Annotated in this window: 16 protein-coding genes; 7 read left to right on the top strand and 9 right to left on the bottom strand. The window is 61.2% G+C overall.

Features of this window, described 5'->3' with window-relative positions:
* Positions 1–7 precede the first annotated feature (7 nt).
* Both B5E41_RS24510 and B5E41_RS24505 read right to left on the bottom strand, forming a co-directional pair.
* Complete coding sequence (locus B5E41_RS24510) at positions 8–745, bottom strand: alanyl-tRNA editing protein (protein WP_088396424.1); 738 nt, start codon at positions 743–745, stop codon at positions 8–10.
* Positions 746–751: 6 nt separating this feature from the next.
* On the bottom strand, positions 752–1789 hold the full coding sequence (locus B5E41_RS24505; protein ID WP_088396423.1) for a cysteine synthase A: 1038 nt from the start codon (positions 1787–1789) through the stop codon (positions 752–754).
* 240 nt (positions 1790–2029) lie between these two features.
* Between B5E41_RS24505 and B5E41_RS24500 the strand changes: the two genes are divergently transcribed.
* Both B5E41_RS24500 and B5E41_RS24495 read left to right on the top strand, forming a co-directional pair.
* Entirely contained in the window at positions 2030–2674 is a 645-nt protein-coding gene (locus B5E41_RS24500; RefSeq protein WP_088396422.1) for a ChrR family anti-sigma-E factor, read from the top strand.
* A gap of 99 nt (positions 2675–2773) precedes the next feature.
* Complete coding sequence (locus tag B5E41_RS24495; protein WP_088396421.1) at positions 2774–3610, top strand: SDR family NAD(P)-dependent oxidoreductase; 837 nt, start codon at positions 2774–2776, stop codon at positions 3608–3610.
* A gap of 151 nt (positions 3611–3761) precedes the next feature.
* Here B5E41_RS24495 and B5E41_RS24490 read toward each other — a convergent pair whose 3' ends face one another.
* Positions 3762–4088, bottom strand: a complete 327-nt coding sequence (locus tag B5E41_RS24490) for a hypothetical protein (protein ID WP_088396420.1) — start codon at positions 4086–4088, stop codon at positions 3762–3764.
* A 409-nt stretch (positions 4089–4497) separates the two neighbouring features.
* Here B5E41_RS24490 and B5E41_RS24485 point away from each other — a divergent pair, with 409 nt between their 5' ends.
* On the top strand, positions 4498–5163 hold the full coding sequence (locus tag B5E41_RS24485; RefSeq protein ID WP_425350142.1) for an HAD family hydrolase: 666 nt from the start codon (positions 4498–4500) through the stop codon (positions 5161–5163).
* 22 nt (positions 5164–5185) lie between these two features.
* On the opposite strand, the gene B5E41_RS24480 is transcribed toward B5E41_RS24485, so the two are convergent.
* From B5E41_RS24480 to B5E41_RS24455, 6 genes are all read right to left on the bottom strand, one after another.
* On the bottom strand, positions 5186–7843 hold the full coding sequence (locus tag B5E41_RS24480) for a nitrate reductase (protein WP_088396418.1): 2658 nt from the start codon (positions 7841–7843) through the stop codon (positions 5186–5188).
* The gene (gene nirD, locus B5E41_RS24475; protein WP_088396417.1) at positions 7844–8188 is read right to left on the bottom strand and encodes a nitrite reductase small subunit NirD; all 345 of its coding nucleotides are present in this window, start codon (positions 8186–8188) and stop codon (positions 7844–7846) included.
* Positions 8189–8198: 10 nt separating this feature from the next.
* Positions 8199–10649: a nitrite reductase large subunit NirB gene (nirB, locus tag B5E41_RS24470; protein WP_088396416.1), complete on the bottom strand. Its 2451-nt coding sequence runs from the start codon at positions 10647–10649 to the stop codon at positions 8199–8201.
* Positions 10650–10665: 16 nt separating this feature from the next.
* Complete coding sequence (locus B5E41_RS24465; protein ID WP_088396415.1) at positions 10666–11907, bottom strand: MFS transporter; 1242 nt, start codon at positions 11905–11907, stop codon at positions 10666–10668.
* A 482-nt stretch (positions 11908–12389) separates the two neighbouring features.
* Positions 12390–13670, bottom strand: a complete 1281-nt coding sequence (locus B5E41_RS24460; protein WP_176439478.1) for a CmpA/NrtA family ABC transporter substrate-binding protein — start codon at positions 13668–13670, stop codon at positions 12390–12392.
* A gap of 34 nt (positions 13671–13704) precedes the next feature.
* Positions 13705–14292: an ANTAR domain-containing response regulator gene (locus tag B5E41_RS24455; protein ID WP_011425077.1), complete on the bottom strand. Its 588-nt coding sequence runs from the start codon at positions 14290–14292 to the stop codon at positions 13705–13707.
* Here B5E41_RS24455 and B5E41_RS32425 point away from each other — a divergent pair.
* The 4 genes from B5E41_RS32425 (at position 14284) to B5E41_RS24435 (ending at position 17520) form a co-directional block, all read left to right on the top strand.
* Complete coding sequence (locus B5E41_RS32425) at positions 14284–14589, top strand: hypothetical protein (RefSeq protein ID WP_245303148.1); 306 nt, start codon at positions 14284–14286, stop codon at positions 14587–14589. The two genes, B5E41_RS24455 and B5E41_RS32425, sit on opposite strands and share 9 nt — an antisense overlap.
* Before the next feature lie 118 nt (positions 14590–14707).
* Positions 14708–15367, top strand: coding sequence for a peroxiredoxin (locus B5E41_RS24445; RefSeq protein ID WP_064810172.1), 660 nt, complete (start codon positions 14708–14710; stop codon positions 15365–15367).
* A gap of 148 nt (positions 15368–15515) precedes the next feature.
* Positions 15516–16472: a lytic transglycosylase domain-containing protein gene (locus tag B5E41_RS24440; protein ID WP_088396413.1), complete on the top strand. Its 957-nt coding sequence runs from the start codon at positions 15516–15518 to the stop codon at positions 16470–16472.
* Positions 16473–16566: 94 nt separating this feature from the next.
* Positions 16567–17520, top strand: coding sequence for an NAD-dependent epimerase/dehydratase family protein (locus B5E41_RS24435; RefSeq protein WP_088396412.1), 954 nt, complete (start codon positions 16567–16569; stop codon positions 17518–17520).
* The last annotated feature ends 12 nt before the right edge of the window (positions 17521–17532 follow it).

Here is a 17532-nt window from a genome sequence, read left to right as displayed (position 1 = left end):
CCCCTTATCAGGCTTCTACGCCGGGCGTGCCAAAGCGGATGCGGAAGCGCCGATTCTCCTTGCCCTTCTTTTCGATCTTGGCGATGTGGATCTGACCGACTTCCTGCGTCTCCGAGACATGTGTGCCGCCGCAGGGCTGGCTGTCAATCGAGGAGTTCTCGCCGATACAGACGAGACTGACCCGACCGAGCCCCACCGGCGGGCGCACGTTCTTCGACTTGACGATGTCTGGGTTGGCCGCCAGATCGTCGTCGGTGATCCATTGCAGATAGACCGGGTGGTTCTGGCCGACCAGTTCCATCAGCTTTGCCGTGACCTCGTCCTTGTCGATCGTCTCGCTCATGTCGAAGTCGACGCGGCTTTCCTCCTCGCCGACCGCGGCTCCGGTGATCGGATAGGAGCAGATGACCGAGAGCAGGTGGCAGGCCGTATGCATGCGCATCAGCCGATAGCGACGCGGCCAGTCGACATGCAGCACCAGCGTCTCGCCAACCTCCGGCCGTGGCTCGTTTTCGAGCGGCACGTGGATGATGACATCCTTGCTGATGCCGTGTTTCGTCTGGCCGAGTATGATCTTGGCACCATCGGCGCGTTCAAACTGGCCGGTGTCTCCGGGCTGGCCACCCGATGTGGCATAAAAGCAGGTCTGGTTGAGCTCGATGCCCCCGTCGTCGTGAACGGCGGTGACGACCGCCTCGCATGTCGAGAGATAGAAGTCGTCGCGATAGAGGGCATTGACGGGCATGACGTCTCACACGGGCTCGTAGGGAACGTGTATGTCGGACGAACCAGTCATCCAGGCCGGAACGGGCAGTCCTTTCGACTTCAGGAAATCCGGATTGAAGAGCTTCGACTGGTAGCGGTTGCCATAGTCGCAGAGGACTGTCACCACTGTGTGACCGGGCCCGATATCGCGGGCGAGATTGACCGCGCCGGCGATGTTGATCGCTGTCGAGCCGCCGAGGCACAGGCCCTCGTTTTCCACGAGGTCGAAGAGATAGGGAAGCGCTTCGGCATCGGAAATCCGATAGGCATAATCGGGCGTAAAACCCTCGAGATTCGCAGTGATGCGGCCCTGGCCGATGCCTTCGGTGATCGAGGATCCTTCGGATTTCAGCGTGCCGTTCTGATAGAACTCATAGAGCGCGGCGCCATCGGGATCGGCAATGCCGATCTTGATATCGGCCTTGAAAGCCTTCAGGCCGGCCGCCACACCCGCCAGCGTGCCGCCGGAGCCGACGGAGCAGATAAAGCCGTCGACCTTGCCATCGGTGTCTTTCCAGATTTCCGGGGCGGTCGTTTCGATATGCGCCTGGCGGTTGGCGACGTTGTCGAACTGGTTTGCCCAGATCGCCCCGTTCGGTTCGTTCCTCGCCATTTGTTCGGCGAGACGCCCGGACACTTTCACATAGTTGTTCGGGTTCTTGTAGGGAACGGCCGGCACTTCGACGAGTTCGGCGCCGAGCAGTTTCAGCGCGTCCTTCTTTTCCTGGCTCTGCGTTTCCGGGATGACGATGACGGTGCGGTAGCCGAGCGCCTTGGCGACCAGCGTCAGCCCGATGCCGGTATTGCCGGCCGTGCCTTCGACGATGACGCCGCCGGGCCGAAGCAGCCCCTTCCGCTCTGCGTCGCGGATGATGTAGAGCGCGGCACGGTCCTTGACCGACTGGCCGGGGTTCAGGAACTCCGCCTTGCCGAGAATGGTGCAGCCGGTTGCCGCCGAGGCGCCCTTGAGTTTGATCAGGGGCGTATTGCCGATGGCTTCGAGGACGGAGGGATGGAAGGTCATGGAATCTGCCTCTTTCGAACTCTTACTTTAGGAACGGTCTTTTCCCTTCACAAGGCTGTATTGGCAAGAAATGCTATTCCATGCCCCTGGCGGTCACGATAAAATTTCGCTTTCCTTGCCCGAAATGGCGCGCGACCGCGATCCCACCGTGCCGCGGTGATCCGGAGATTGACTTTCCCCGTACGGATGATGACAAAGCCACAACGGAACACGGGCAGTGGGGCGTGGCCGAAAACCGACATGGTTCACGAGCAGATCGACACGATTGACGCATTGATGGCGCACTATGTCGCCGGCTCCCTGCCCGAGCCGGCTCGCGTGCTCATACGCTCCCATCTGGAAATGAAGCTGGACAATCGCAGCCTGGTGAATGCCCTAGAGCTGCTGGCCGGAGAAGCGCTGGAAAACACGTCGGTAGCCGCCATTGCCGACCGCAAGCAGCGCCTTGCGGCAATCTTCTCCTCCACGTCTCCCGATTCTGAGCCGCAGGCCGTCAGGCGACCCGAAACTGCTCTGTTCCCCCGGGCATTGCGCGCTCTTGTCGGCTTCGAGGTCGAGGATGTCCCCTGGCGCAGGCGGCTGCCCGGATTTAAGGAATATTCGCTCGACATGGACGGCTGCGAGGTCCGTCTGATGTGGATCCGCCCTGGTCGCGCTTTGCCGGCGCACACTCATAAAGGCGTGGAGCTGATCCTCGTTCTCGACGGGGCTTTCAACGATGCGCGCGGCCATTTCGGCCCCGGCGACCTCTCGATTGCCGACGAAACTGTCGAGCACCGGCCGGTTGCCGAAAAGGACAGGCCTTGCATTGCCTTGGCTGTTTCGGACGGACCGATCCGGCTGACCGGGTCCTTTCGTCAGATGATCGGCGACCTGATCGGCTGAAAGCAGCCACAATGGTGTGATAGAGCCATAAATCCGGGAGGCGCAAAGAACTTCCGGACCTGTTTTCGTGCTGGTCAGGCTGAGCCGGAGGAGCATGTCATGAGTGATTTCATCGCCCGCCCCGAACATGGAATCGTCTGGATCTCAGGAGCGAGCTCGGGTATCGGCCGGGCGCTTGCGCTGAAGCTTGCCGGCGAAGGATACAAGGTCGCCGTCACCGCCAGAAGCCACGAAAAGCTGGTCGAGTTGCAGGCCGAAGCCAGCGGCCTTTCCGGTAATATTATCGTCCTCGACGGTGACGTCACCGATGCCGAGGACATGGAACATGTCCTGGCCTCCATTGAATATGAGCATGGCACGCTCGCCATGGCGATCCTCAATGCCGGCATCTATCTGCCGGTTCATGCCGAAGACCTGAACCGCGCCGATTTCGAAAACAGCTTTGCCGTCAATCTTTCCGGCGTCGTCAACTGTCTCGTGCCGGCGATCCGCCATATGAAGGCGAAAGGGCAGGGACAGATCGCCATCGTCTCTTCCGTCACCGCCTATGGCGGCCTGCCGACGGGGGCTGCTTATGGCGCCACCAAGGCGGCGTTGATCAACATGGCCGAAAGCCTGAAATTCGATCTCGACAAGATGGGCATCCGCATTCAGCTTATCAGCCCGGGCTTCGTTGACACGCCGACGGTGGGCAAGAGCGCCTTTCCTATGCCAGCGGCGCTGGTGTCGTCCCAAGAGGCTGCCCGCCAGATTGCCGCCGGGCTGAAATCGCCGGCTTTCGAGATCGCTTTCCCCAGACGCTTCACCACGATGTTGAAGCTGGCACGTCTGCTCCCTTATGGCGCTTATTTCCCGCTGATGAACTATCTGACTGGCTGGTGGCAACGGCCGCCGCTGGATGGTCACCATCCGGTGATGCCGCACCCTGCGGAATGACCAAGGGCGCGGGAATGGCCGGAACGCGCGGATCAAAAGCCTCTGCGGAGGCAGTCTTTATCTGCCACGACATGAAAAGGCCGGCATAAACCGGCCTTTTCCGAAGTGGTGCGCTTTTGCGTGACATGTTTCAAAGCGGGCGATTGCCTGCTCAGTTGTCGTATTCGCGGCAGGCTTCGCTGATCGATGCGCCGCTCTCACCGCCGCGCGTATCGACACCGGTCCCCTGCTGCGGCATGCCGGCGCATTCCATCGCCTGCGGCGGTTGGATGCTCTGGGTCGTGGTCGGATCGACGGGTGCGACTTGGACAGGGTGCATGCCATTGTCGCTGTTGGTGTAATCGGACGAATAGTTACCCGAACTTGGATCGGTCGAGCCGCCATTCGTCGGTCCGATGGGATCCGGATTCGACTGGGCAAAGGCTGACGATGCCATGCCGATCGCGAGCAGCGAAGCGGCAACAAGGGATTTGGTCATGAGGATATCCTCCTTTGATTTTCATCATGGATGACCTCTGGGTAACCACTTGCAGGAATCATTGTTCCGATCTTTTTGAAAAACCTGCACGCGCACTTTGCATGGTTACGCGTAAATCTTAACGGCCGACGCGGCAGCCTGACTTAGTGGCATGGGGAAACGCTGGAAATCAGTAGTACAGGCCTATCTGCGCGCCGATCCGGTCACGGCGCCGAAGAACTGTGCCGTGACCGGATCGGCTTGCGCCTCTCCTGCGACTTGATCACCACCTTGAGCACCACGGCTTTCTAAAGCATGCCGCGTCGCTGTCCTCCCCAGGCTTGCAAAACGCAGCGATTTGCCGTTTCATCGGCTCCAGCGACGACCATCCGACACTCCTCCTCAATGAGATACGCCCTTGTACCCGCCGATGCCCCACGGCTTCGAGAAATCTTATGCCGCCTTCCTCTTCGATATGGACGGCACCATCCTCAATTCGATCCTCGCCGCCGAGCGTGTATGGAGCGACGGGGCCAGACGCCATGGGCTCGATGTCGCCGCGTTCTTGCCGAAGATGCACGGATCGCGCGGCATTGACACAATCACCCGGCTGAACCTGCCGGGCGTCAATCCCGAACACGAGGCAAGGCTGGTGACCGAGGCCGAAATTGCCGATGTCGGCGATATCGTTGCCATCCCAGGCGCAGCCGCCTTCCTGGCTTCGTTGCCGCCGGATCGCTGGGCGATCGTCACCTCTTCGCCCTTGCGTCTTGCCCGCCGCCGGCTGGAAGCGGCTGGCCTGCCTCTGCCGAGATTCATGGTGACGGCGGAGGACGTGACGGTCGGAAAGCCCGATCCGCAATGTTATATTCTCGGTGCCGAACGCCTCGGCGTCAGCACGCGGGATTGTTTGGTGTTTGAGGACGTCGCAGCCGGCATCAAGGCCGGCGAGGCGGCGGGCGCCGATGTCATGGTCATTACGGCAACCCATCACCATAAAATTGAGACGCCGCATCCGACCATCTCTTCCTATGACGAGATCGCGGTCAGCATCTCAGCCGACCATAAAATGCTTGTCGTCCCGACCGCAGCCTGACATCCGACCCGCGCTTGCGCATTCACTCCGCGGCTGCGGCGAGACAGCGATCGATGATCCTGCCGATCTCGCTGCGGCAGGAGCCGCAATTGGTTCCGGCACTCGTTTCCTTGCCGACCGCTTCGACGCTGTGGCATCCGCCGCGCACCGCGGCAGCGATCTGGTTGACCCCGACACTGAAGCAGGAGCAGACGGTAGCGCCGGGATCCGGTCTGCCGGCCCCTGGGCGGCCTGCGACCAGCGCAAAGCGCTTCCTCAGATCGCCGTGGACGGCAGAGAGTTGCGAGATTGCCCAGTTGCGTGCGACGGCAACCGGTTCGCCCGCAAGAAACAGCGCGGCAAGCAGGACCTCGCCATCGAAGAAGGCGAGCCTGAGATCGCCCGATTGCCGGTCGGCGTAACCCAGGGGTTCGATCTCGGCCGGAATGGCGAACACCCTCCGGCACCAGGCCGTCCAGTCTTCGACAGCCTCGGTGAAGGCAAGTTCCAGCCGCCAGCCGCCGGCAGCCTTCGCCACCGCCCAATAGGCCGCATCGGGTTTGTCCGGTTTGATGGCCGAGACCGCGAAACCGTAATGGCTGGCGCGGAAGGGCCGAACGGCGACGGCAACGTTCTTCGACGCCGGCTGGCCGGAAAGAGGGTCGGTGATCGGCGCGACCACGGCGTCGATCCGCGCTTTTGCTGCGAACTGGTCGTTCCAGTGCATGGGTGCGAAAACACCGCCGCGCGCCTGGCGGTCGGTCACCAGCGCTCGCACGATCGCTTTGCCATGGGGGCTCTCGATCTCGACGAGGCCGGCGCTCGATATGCCGTTCTCGATCGCATCGCGCGGATGGATCTCGGCAAAGGGTTCGGCGATATGGGCGGAAAGCCGCGCGCTCTTCCCGGTTCTTGTCATCGTGTGCCACTGGTCGCGGATGCGGCCGGTGTTCAGCGTGAAGGGGAAATCGGCATTGGTGCGATCGGTTGCCGGCGGTTTGACCGCGACGAAGCGCGCCTTGCCATCGGGATGGAAGAAGCCGCCCTCGGCGAAGAAGCGGGTGACGCCGGGCACGACGCCTGCCGGCTGCGGCCATTGAAAGGGCGACAGCTCGTCGTAGGCGCCGCCGCTGATGCCGGCGCGAGCGCCGATATCGAAATCGCGGCTGCCGTCATTTTCGAAGGCGGACAGGGCGGCATGTTCCGCAAAGATCTCGACCGGCGCCTCGAAATCGAAGGCCTCTGCAAATCCCATGCGGCGGGCGACTTCCGCAAGCTGCCACCAATCGGCCTTTGCATCGCCGGGGACGTCAAGGAATGGCCGCTGCCGCGAGATGCGCCGCTCGGAATTGGTGACGGTGCCGTTTTTCTCGCCCCAGCCGAGCGAGGGCAAAAGCACGTGCGCGTGCCGAGTCGTATCGGTCTCTCTCAGAATGTCCGATACGACGACGAAGGGGCAGGCGGCGATCGCGCTTTCGACGTTGTCGGCATCCGGCATCGAAACGACCGGATTGGTGGCCATGACCCAGAGCGCCTTGATGCGCCCGTCTGCCACCGCGCGGAACATGTCGACCGCTTTCAAGCCGGGCTTTGCGGCGATGACCGGCGAATTCCAAAAGCGCTGCACGCGGTCACGGTCATCCGCATTCTCGATCGCCATATGGGCGGCAAGCATATTGGCGAGGCCGCCGACCTCACGCCCGCCCATGGCGTTGGGCTGGCCGGTCAGCGAAAACGGCCCCATTCCGGCGCGGCCGATGCGGCCGGTCGCCAGGTGGCAATTGAGAATGGCATTGACCTTGTCGGTGCCGGAAGAGGATTGGTTGACGCCCTGGCTGTAGCAGGTGACGACTTTCTCAGTCGTCTCGAACAGGCGGAAGAACTCCCGGATCTGCATGGCCGGCAGGCCGGTCCGTTCCAGGAGATCATTGATGTCAAGCTCGGCTGCTGCCGCGAAAGCGTCGCCGAAGCCTTCCGTATGGGTAGCGATATAATTCTGATCGATCGCCGGGCTCGTGGCGAGATGGGCAAGCAGCCCCATGAACAGCGCGATGTCGCCGTCCGGGCGAATTGCGAGGTGCAGGTCGGCGATATCGCACGTCATCGTCCGGCGCGGATCGATGACAACGATGCGCATGTTGGGTCGCGCCGCCTTTGCGGCGGCAAGCCGCTGGTAGATGACGGGATGACACCAGGCGAGGTTGGAGCCGGTCAGAACCACCAGGTCGGCAAGCTCGATATCCTCATAGGTCCCAGGCACCGTATCGGCACCGAAGGCACGGCGATGCCCCGCGACGGACGAGGACATGCAGAGCCTGGAATTGGTGTCGATATTGCCTGAGCCAACAAAACCTTTCATCAGCTTGTTGGCGATGTAATAATCTTCGGTCAGCAGTTGCCCCGAGACGTAGAAGGCAACCGAATCCGGCCCGTGTTCGGCGATCGTTTCGGAAAAACGCCGGGCGACGAGGTCGAGCGCCTCCTCCCAGCCGCTGCGTTCGCCCGAGATTTCGGGATAGAGGAGCCGGCCGTCGAGATCGATGGTTTCGGCAAGGGCCGAACCCTTCGAGCAGAGCCGGCCGAAATTCGACGGATGGTCGGGATCGCCTTTGACGCTGACGGCGCCCGCCTCGTCGATCGTGGCGATGACGCCGCAGCCGACGCCGCAGTAGGGACAAATGGTCTTGACCTCTGACGTCATCTATTCCGCCGCCATCATCAGGCTTTCGAGCGCGATGAAGAGGGCTCCGCCCTCGTTGCGGACCGGTATGGTCCGCACCTCTCCCTCGTCGGCACCGAGCGCCTTGCCGGTTTCGAGAGAGATCACCCAATTGTGTAGCGGGCAGGTGACGGCCTTGGCATGCACGATGCCCTGGGAGAGCGGACCACCCTTGTGCGGGCAGTGATCCTCGATGGCGAAGACCTCGTTTTCGGCCGTGCGGAAGACGGCGATCTTGCCCTGCGGAGTCTTTACGCAGCGTGCACCGCGTAGAGGGATATCGGAGATGTCACCAATTGGGTGCCAGTTTTCATTGGACCAGGTCATATCAATCTCCTCACTCGGCTGCCTGCGGATAGCCGATCGTCGCCATCGGCTTGAATTCATGCTTGTCCTTGCCGGAGACACGCTCCGACCACGGATCGACCTGGGCGAATTTCTGGGAGAAGACAAAGCGGTCGTAATAGGCCTTGCGCTTTTCGGCGTCGCCCATGATCTGCCGGCGGATTTCCTCCAGGCCGATGCGCTTGGCCCATTTGTAGATGCGCTCGAGGTAGCGGGCCTGCTCGCGGTACATCTGCGTCAGCGCCACGATATGCTCCAGCGCCTCGTCTTCGGTCTTCACAAGCCCGAGCACCTCGGTGCCCTTGATATCGAGACCGGCCGCACCGGCGAAGTGGATCTCGAAACCGGAATCCACGCAGATCACGCCGATGTCCTTGCAGGTTGCTTCCGCGCAATTGCGCGGGCAACCGGACACCGCCATTTTCAGCTTGGCCGGCGTCCAGGAGCCCCACATGAACTTCTCGATGCGGATGCCAAGACCGGTCGAATCCTGAGTGCCGAAGCGGCACCAGTCCGACCCGACGCAGGTTTTGACCGTACGCAGGCCCTTGGCATAGGCCTGGCCGGAGACGAAACCGGCCTTGCCGAGATCGGCCCAGACGGCGGGCAGGTCTTCCTTCTCGATGCCGAGCAGGTCGATGCGCTGGCCGCCCGTCACCTTGACCATCGGGATCTCGAACTTGTCGACGACATCTGCGATGGCGCGCAACTCGTTCGAATTGGTGACACCGCCCCACATGCGCGGCACGACGGAGTAGGTGCCGTCCTTCTGGATATTGGCGTGGACGCGCTCGTTGATGAAACGCGACTGATAGTCGTCGGCATATTCATCCGGCCAGTCGCAAACGAGATAATAGTTGAGCGCCGGCCGACATTTCGCGCAGCCGCATGAAGTTTTCCATTCGAGCTCCTGCATGACGGCAGGGATGCTCTTCAGGCCCTTGGCCTTGATCAGGCGGCGAACGTCGTCATGGCCAAGATCGGTGCAGGTGCACATCGGCTGCACGGCAGCCGGATTGTAGCTGTCGCCGAGCGTCAGCGCCATGAGTTGCTCGACGAGACCGGTGCAGGAGCCGCACGAGGCGGATGCCTTTGTATGGGCGCGCACATCGTCGAGCGACGTCAACCCCTTCGACGTGATCGTCGAGGTGATCTTACCCTTGCATACGCCGTTGCAGCCACAGATCTCCGCGTCATCCGGCAAGGCTGCAACGGCCGCCATAGGGTCCAGCGGCGACCCTCCCTGATAGGCCTGTCCGAAGATCAGCGTATCGCGCATCTCCGAAATGTCGGTCGCTTTCTTCTTCAGGTCGTTGAACCAGGCGCCGTCGGCAGTCTCGCCGTAAAGCACGGTGCCGATGATCTTGTTGTCCTTCAGCACCAGGCGCTTGTAGACGCCGGCGCTGGCATCGCGCAGCACGATCTCTTCGCGATCGTCGCCGTCGGCGAAATCGCCGAGCGAATAAAGCTCGATGCCGGTGACCTTGAGCTTGGTCGGCGTATCGGCGTGAACGAAGGCAGGCGAGCGATCGTCGCTAAGATGTGCTGCCGCGATCCGGGCCATTTCATAAAGCGGCGCAACGAGGCCGTAGACCATGCCGCCCACCTCGGCACATTCGCCGAGCGCGAAGATATCGCCGTCCGAGGTCTGCATGCCGGCATCGACGACGATGCCGCGATTGACAGCCAGGCCGGCGTCCTTAGCCAGGCCGACATTCGGACGAATGCCGACGGCCATCACGACGAGGGTTGCCGGGATGATGCGGCCGTCGTCGAGCTCGATGCCCTCGACCTTGCCGTTGCCGATAATCGCCTTGGTATTGGCCTTGCAGATGACCTTGATGCCGCGTTCCTCGACCGCCTTCTGCAAGAGATAACCGGCGGCAGGATCGAGCTGGCGCTCCATGAGCGTCGGCATGACGTGCAGGACGGTGACGTCCATGCCGCGCTGGGCAAGGCCGGCCGCCGCTTCCAGGCCAAGCAGGCCGCCGCCGATGACGACGGCCTTTTCGCGCGACTGGGCGGCAAGCAGCATGGCCTGCACGTCATCGAGGTCGCGATAGGTGATGACGCCAGGCAGATCTTTGCCGGGAACCGGGATGATGAAGGGTACCGAACCGGTTGCGATCACCAGCTTGTCGTAGCTTTCGGTGACGCCATGGTCTGACGTGACGGTTTTGGCGGCGCGATCGATATTGACGATCCTGTGGCCCTTGTAGAGCGTGATGCCGTGCTTGATATACCAGCCGTCACCATGAATGATGATCTGCTCGTAATCCTTTTCGCCGGAGAGAACCGGCGACAGCATGATGCGGTCATAATTGACGCGCGGCTCGGCATTGAAGATCGTGACTTCATAGCGTCCGGGCGCCTGTTCGAAGAGGTGCTCCAGCATGCGCCCGGGCGCCATGCCATTGCCGATGATAACCAGTTTCTCAGTCATATTTACAGTCCTCGGATCAGGTTGCAGCCACGGGCGCAGGGTGCCCTTGGCGCGACAATTGCTTGACGGACAGGTGCATCCAGATGAGCGAGATCGCGACGATCGCGAAAAGCAGCAGGAAACAGCTGGACCAAAGGCCGGTCATATCCTTGAGGAGGCCGAAGGCGATCGGCAGGATGAAGCCGCCGAGACCGCCCATCATGCCGACGATACCGCCGACGGCGCCGACGCTGTCGGGATAGTAGGCCGGAATGTGCTTGTAGACGGCGGCCTTGCCGAGGCTCATGAAGAAGCCGAGCACGAAGATGACGACGATGAAAATGACCGGAGTGATCGCTGTGGCCGGCAGCGAAAGGATGAGGGTGGCCACAGCCGACACGGCAAACATCGCGTACATGACGCTGCGCGCGCCTTTCTTGTCCGACAGTACGCCGCCGAAGGCGCGGAAGATACTGCCTGGGATGGAGTAGGCGGCCGCGATCATGCCGGCCGTTTCCAGGTTGAAGCCGTAGACGCCGACGAGATAGCGCGGCAGCCACAAGGACAGGGCGACGAAGCCGCCGAAGGCGAAGAAATAGTAGAGCGAGAAGCGCCAGACCTGGACGTTCTGCAGCGGCGCGAATTCCTGAACGAGGCTCTTGGAGGCGACGCCGCGCTCGCGGCGAAGACGGAAGGCCGGGTCATCTGTCGTGGTGAACCAGAAGACGATTGCCATCAGCGCCAGACAGACGGCCCAGATCTCGGCAACCGCCTGCCAGCCCCAGGCGAGCAGAACGAAGGGAGCCGCGAATTTGGTGACGGCCGCACCGACGTTACCGGCGCCGAAGATGCCGAGCGCCGTGCCCTGCTTCTCGGCCGGAAAGAAAGGCGAGACATAGGCGATGCCGACTGCGAAGGAGCCGCCGGCAAGGCCAACACCGAGGCCGGCGATCAGCATCTGCGTGTAGGTGTGGGCGTAGGAAAGCAGGAACGTCGCCACTGCCGCGGCAAGCATCGTCAGCGTGTAGACGAGACGACCGCCGTAACGCCCAGTCCAGATGCCAAGAACGATGCGCACGATCGAACCGGTGAGCACGGGCGTGCCGATCAGCAGGCCGAACTCGGCCTCGTTCAGCCCGAGTTCCTGTTTGATGCGGATGCCGATGATCGCGAAGATCGTCCACACCGCAAAACAGAGGGTGAAGGCCACAGTGGAGATCCACAGTGCTTTGGCTGGTTCGCCGGCTGACATGGGCTGCACTTTCTCAATGGCAGACATAGCTTCTCCGTGGCCCGACAAGGTCGTGCCGATCCATTGCTGGGGGTTAAAACAAAAAAGCCGCTGGTCAGGACGCGCTTGCACGAGGCGCGCGAATATCCTGATCAGCGGCTTTGCTGGTGGCGCCCGCCGTTGGACGCCCAATCATTGGCCTTCCGGCCTATCTACCTCAAAGCAATCCGAACACCGGGTTGCTGAATTTGATCGACTACCGTTTGCTTTGCATGTCGCAACGTAGCCCGTGTCTTGATGAGCGCCTGCGTGTGCCCATTTTGCCCCGATCGCCGTTGATCTGTGCAATACAAACAATGCAAACCGCGTGCCAATTTTGTACGTGTTGCTCAAGTCTTTGAAATAAAAGCTTTTCGAGGGAGATTTTAGCATTGCCTGTTTTTCGAGCAGCTGCAGAGGTGCAAATCTTTTGTGCGTTGCGATAGGGTGAGTGCCGATCCGTGCTGGCGTTTTGTGCAGCCGGCATGACATCAGGTTTCGTCGTTGCCGGAGAAGAAGGGCAGGGTGCTCCTGACGGCAAAGCCCGCGACATAATCCGGCAGCTCTGCGGGATCGAAGATCCGACCATCCATGAAGCGATCATTCTCTTCGCCGCCTTCGACGCGGATATCGGCGTCAACGGGCGCGTTGTTGTCGCCCAGAGCTGCGCGATAGAGATCCGGGCGATAGGCGGAGGTGGCGGCCCGTGCCTTGTTGAGGCTGGTCTGCGCCTGTCCCCAGCGGATCATCTGGCTGTAAATCCAGAGGGCATGGCTCGGCCTCGGATAGTTGGCGAAACCGGAATGGAATTGGAAATAATCGGGGATGACGCGGCGGTTGCTCCTGGCATCGAGGTTGAATTCGCCGGCGAGAACGCTGCGGATGATGTTTACCGGCGCGGCGATGTAACGGGGATCGGCAAGGGCGGCCGCCAACGCGTCGTGATTGTCCGGGCGGTCGCACCAGCGCGCTGCAGCGTCGAGCGCCACGATCAATCGGGAAACGGTCTCGGGATGGCTTTCGGCCCAATCCGGCCGCATGCCCATCACCTTTTCAGGAGCCGAGGGCCAGATATCCTGCTTGGCGGCGACGATGCGGCCGAGCCCACGCTCCGAGGCAACCATATTCCACGGGGCGCCTACACAGAACCCGTCGATGGCACCGGCCGCCAGCGCGTCTGATGTCATCGGCGGCGGCACGACGACGAGCTTCACGTCCTTGTCGGGATCGATGCCGCCCGCCGCCAGCCAGTAACGAAATTCGTAATTGTGGGAAGAGAAAGGATAGGTAACGCCAAAGGTCGGCAGCGGCTCTTCGCGCGCCTTCATTGCCGCCAATGTCTTTGCCAGGGCGCGGGCATTGTCGAGCGCGCCTGCAGTTTCCGGCAGCCGAGCGTCCTCGCGCATCCTCTCGAAGAGCCGGGCCGATAGGGTGATGGCGTTGCCGCCGCGCCCCAACGAAAAAGGCGTGATCGTCGGCGACGGGTTGGAGCCGAGGCCGATCATCGAGGCGACCGGCATCGGCGAAAGCATATGGGCGATGTCGAACTGGCGAAACGCCAGGCGGTCGCGAACATTCGCCCAGGAAACGTCCTTGACGAGATCGAGGGTCAGTCCTTCTTTCCGTGCAAACCCGAATTCTGCCGCCGCAATCAGCACCGATGCGTCGACCAACGGAATGAATCCGGCTCGCAGCACCTTGGGGCCTTCGTTGTTCACGCGTGCGGGCAAGGGCAGCCCGCCGGAATTGGCGGTCTTCGTCATCATATCCACTCCGGTTTCCTCCGGAAATTCGCAATATCGGCCATTACATCAAAAGCCCCGCGGCAGTGACGACGCTCTGGGCGATCTCCGACATCTTCTTCTTTTCGTTCATTGCCGTCTGGCGCAGCAGGGCGAAGGCCTCTTCCTCGGAGAGGCCGCGCATCTTCATGAGTATGCCCTTGGCGCGCTCGATGAGCTTGCGTTCTTCAAGCGCCGAGCGGGCATCGGCGAGCTCGCGCCGCAGCCGGCTGAAGGCATTGAAGCGGCTGACGGCCATGTCGAGGATCGGCTTAACCCGCTCCTTCTTCAATCCGTCGACGATATAGGCCGAGACGCCGGCGTCGACGGCGGCCTCGATCGAGGCCGTATCGGAGCGATCGACGAACATGGCGATTGGGCGGCTGACCGTGCGCGTCAGCTGGAACAGGTGTTCCATCATGTCGCGGTTGGGATTCTCGATATCGATGATGATCACGTCGGGCATCAGCGTTTCGATCGTTCGCGCGATGCCGTTGACCTCATGCACGACGGTGACGCGCGCATGCCCTGCCTCGCGCAGTCCTTCCTCGATGATGGAGGCGCGTATGGCATTTTCGTCGATCACCAGAATTGTCAGATCGCGATGCGTCATTCATATAATTATGACGCGCTGCAGCAATTTTTGCAAGGTGTTCGCCTGAAAAATGTGCATAAAATGGTCTGCATAAAAAATAATCAAATGCCGCAGTTTCGGGCTCGCGACGAGGTCGATCGTCACCGTACGGTCAGCGCTGGTCGTGTGCTTTGGCGGCGGCGATCGTTTCGCCCCGCGTCTCTTTCGTCGCGCATCTCTGCCGGAAAAATAATGCCGCAGCAGACCGGAAATCGAAAGAGCATGCCTTCGGTTATCGTGGTATATGACTTACTTAAAATCCTGGGCTGGGAATAAGTTGCCTTCGGCGGGTGCGATCAAAGAGTCGCAATCTCACGGCCGCTTCCGGCGGACAGATCCTATGGCCTCGATTTGAGATGAATAAGATTGGACACAAGGCTTTGGAGGGCCGACCATGAGCTTACGTATCAACGATATTGCCCCCGATTTTACCGCCGACACCACACAGGGACCGATCAGCTTCCATGATTGGATCGGCAGCGGCTGGGCCGTCTTGTTCTCGCACCCGAAGAATTTCACGCCTGTCTGCACGACGGAGCTCGGCGCGATGGCCGGCCTCGCAGACGAGTTTTCCAAGCGCGGCGTCAAGATCATCGGCATCTCCGTCGATCCGGTCGAAAGCCACGCCAAGTGGAAGGGTGACATCAAGACCGCAACCGGCTTCGACGTCGATTATCCCCTGATCGGCGACAAGGATCTGAAGGTCGCCAAGCTCTATGACATGCTGCCGGCCGGCGCCGGCGACAGTTCCGAAGGCCGCACGCCTGCCGACAATGCGACGGTGCGCTCGGTCTTCGTCATCGGCCCGGACAAGAAGATCAAGCTGATCCTGACCTATCCGATGACGACGGGCCGCAATTTCAATGAGATCCTGCGCGCCATCGACTCCATCCAACTGACGGCCAAGCACCAGGTGGCGACGCCGGCAAACTGGAATCAGGGCGAAGATGTCATCATCACCGCCGCCGTTTCCAACGACGACGCGATCGCGCGTTTCGGCTCCTTCGATACGGTTCTGCCCTATCTCAGGAAGACGAAGCAGCCATCAGCCTGAAAACGGCTTTCAAATCCGTTCCCGAAGCCGCCGCGGCGATTGCCCGGCGGCTTTTTTCATGCCAGCATTGCCAAATGGGGAAGCTTCGCGCCCTGATCGATGTTATCTAACATGAGCGTCGCGATGGAAGTTAACCTGCTGAGATCCGATGATAGGGCGAAAGCGTCAGTCCGGCATTTTGAGGAGATCGGCGAAGGCCCTGCTTTCGCTCTGTTTTCTATTTTCCGTCATCGATACGCCGAAAGCTCAGCCGGAAGAGAGTGCTGCCGAGCCGGCCTGTCTCTATTCGGGACCCTCGGCCTCGGGATCGGGCGAGAGGCTCTGCATCCGCAAAGAGAGTTTCAATCGTGATCTCTGCACTGCGATTGAGCATTTTGCTGAGGCCAATCGGTTGCCGCCAGCTTATTTCGCTCGGCTCATCTGGCGCGAAAGCACCTTTCGCCCCGACGCGGTCAGCTTCAAGGGAGCGCAGGGCATTGCGCAGTTCATGCCTGGAACGGCGAAACTTCGCGGCCTCGAAGACAGCTATCAGGCGCTGGAAGCCTTGAGGAAATCGGCGCAATATCTCGACGAACTGCGCAACCGTTTTGGCAATCTCGGCCTTGCCGCTGCCGCCTATAATGCCGGCGAAAACGGTGTTGCGACTTATCTTACGTCAGGGAGGTTACCCTACGAGACGCGCGGCTACGTGATGGCGATCACCGCACACACAGTCGAGGAGTGGAAGGACAATCCGCCTGAGGATGCGGCCGTCCCGCTCGACAAGGACAAGACCTTCCTTGACGGCTGCGTGGCGCTTGCCGAAAGCCGAATATTGAAGGACACGCCTTGGCGTCAGGAGGGCACTTGGGCTCCCTGGGGCATTCAGCTGGCGGCGAATGCCGATATAGCGGTGGCCCGGCGGATGTTTCGCGATGCCGTGCAGGATCTACCGGCGCCATTGAATGCGGAGCAGCCGTTGATCTTGCGCCAGCGCGATCGCAGCTTCGGTTTTCGACCGCGTTATGCCGCCCGTATCGCCCGGCAGACACGCATGGAGGCCAACGACCTCTGCGATCAGATCCGCAAGCATGGCGGCACCTGCCTTGTTTTCAGGAACCAATAGCGGGCCTGCCCCATTCGCAGCGAAAAGTCTGCTTGCAGGATCGCTCGACGGCGCAGCATAGTCGCAGCGCATCATGCCATCGGGAGGGAAGACAATGCGCGTTTTGGTCATCGGGGCAACGGGCCACGTCGGAACCTATCTCATTCCCCGTCTGGTGGAGGCGGGTCACGACGTCGTCACCATCAGCCGCGGCGCGGCAAAGCCTTATACGGCAAACCGCGCCTGGGCCTCCGTCGATCAGCGACAGATGGATCGGGTAGAGATGGAGCGGAAGGGTGATTTCGGTCCGGCCGTGCGGGGAATGAAAGCCGATATCGTCATCGACATGATCTGCTTCACGCTGGAAAGCGCCGAGCAGCTGGTGACGGCGCTGTCAGGGCATGTCGGCCATTTTCTGCATACCGGCACGATCTGGACACATGGATATCCGGTAGCCGTGCCGACACGGGAGGAAGCGCCGAAGTCTCCGTTCGGCGACTATGGCATCCAAAAGGCGGCGATCGAGACCTATCTGCTGCAGCAAGCAAGACTCCGGGGCTTTCCGGCGACCGTCATCCATCCCGGCCACATTGTCGGCACCGGATGGGCGCCGCTCAATCCGGCCGGCAATTTCAATCTGCAGGTCTTTTCGACCCTTGCCCGCGGAGAGGCTCTGGCGCTGCCCAATTTCGGTCTGGAGACCGTCCATCATGTCCATGCCGATGATGTCGCAGCGATGTTCATGGGTGCGATCACCCATTGGAACGCATCGATCGGCGAGAGTTTCCATGCGGTTTCGGAACAGGCGTTGACGCTTCGCGGCTATGCGGAGGCGATGTCGCGATGGTTCGGGCATGAGCCGAAGCTCACCTTCTCGCCCTTCGACCGCTGGGCCGAAGGCCAGACGGTCGAGGATGCGGAAGCGACATGGGAGCATATCGCCCGCAGCCCGAATTGCTCGACTGCCAAAGCCGGGCGCCTGTTGGGCTACGCACCGAGATATACCTCCCTACAGGCGGTGCAGGAATCAGTCGGCTGGCTGGTCGGGCAGGGGCGGATCAAGACCTGATCGCCGGTTAAT

Origin of the sequence: Rhizobium esperanzae (genome assembly GCF_002204185.1) — a bacterium.
Classification (GTDB): Bacteria; Pseudomonadota; Alphaproteobacteria; order Rhizobiales; family Rhizobiaceae; genus Rhizobium; species Rhizobium esperanzae.
The sequence above is the reverse complement of the archived record's forward strand: the minus strand, read 5'-3'. Positions and strand labels throughout refer to the sequence as shown.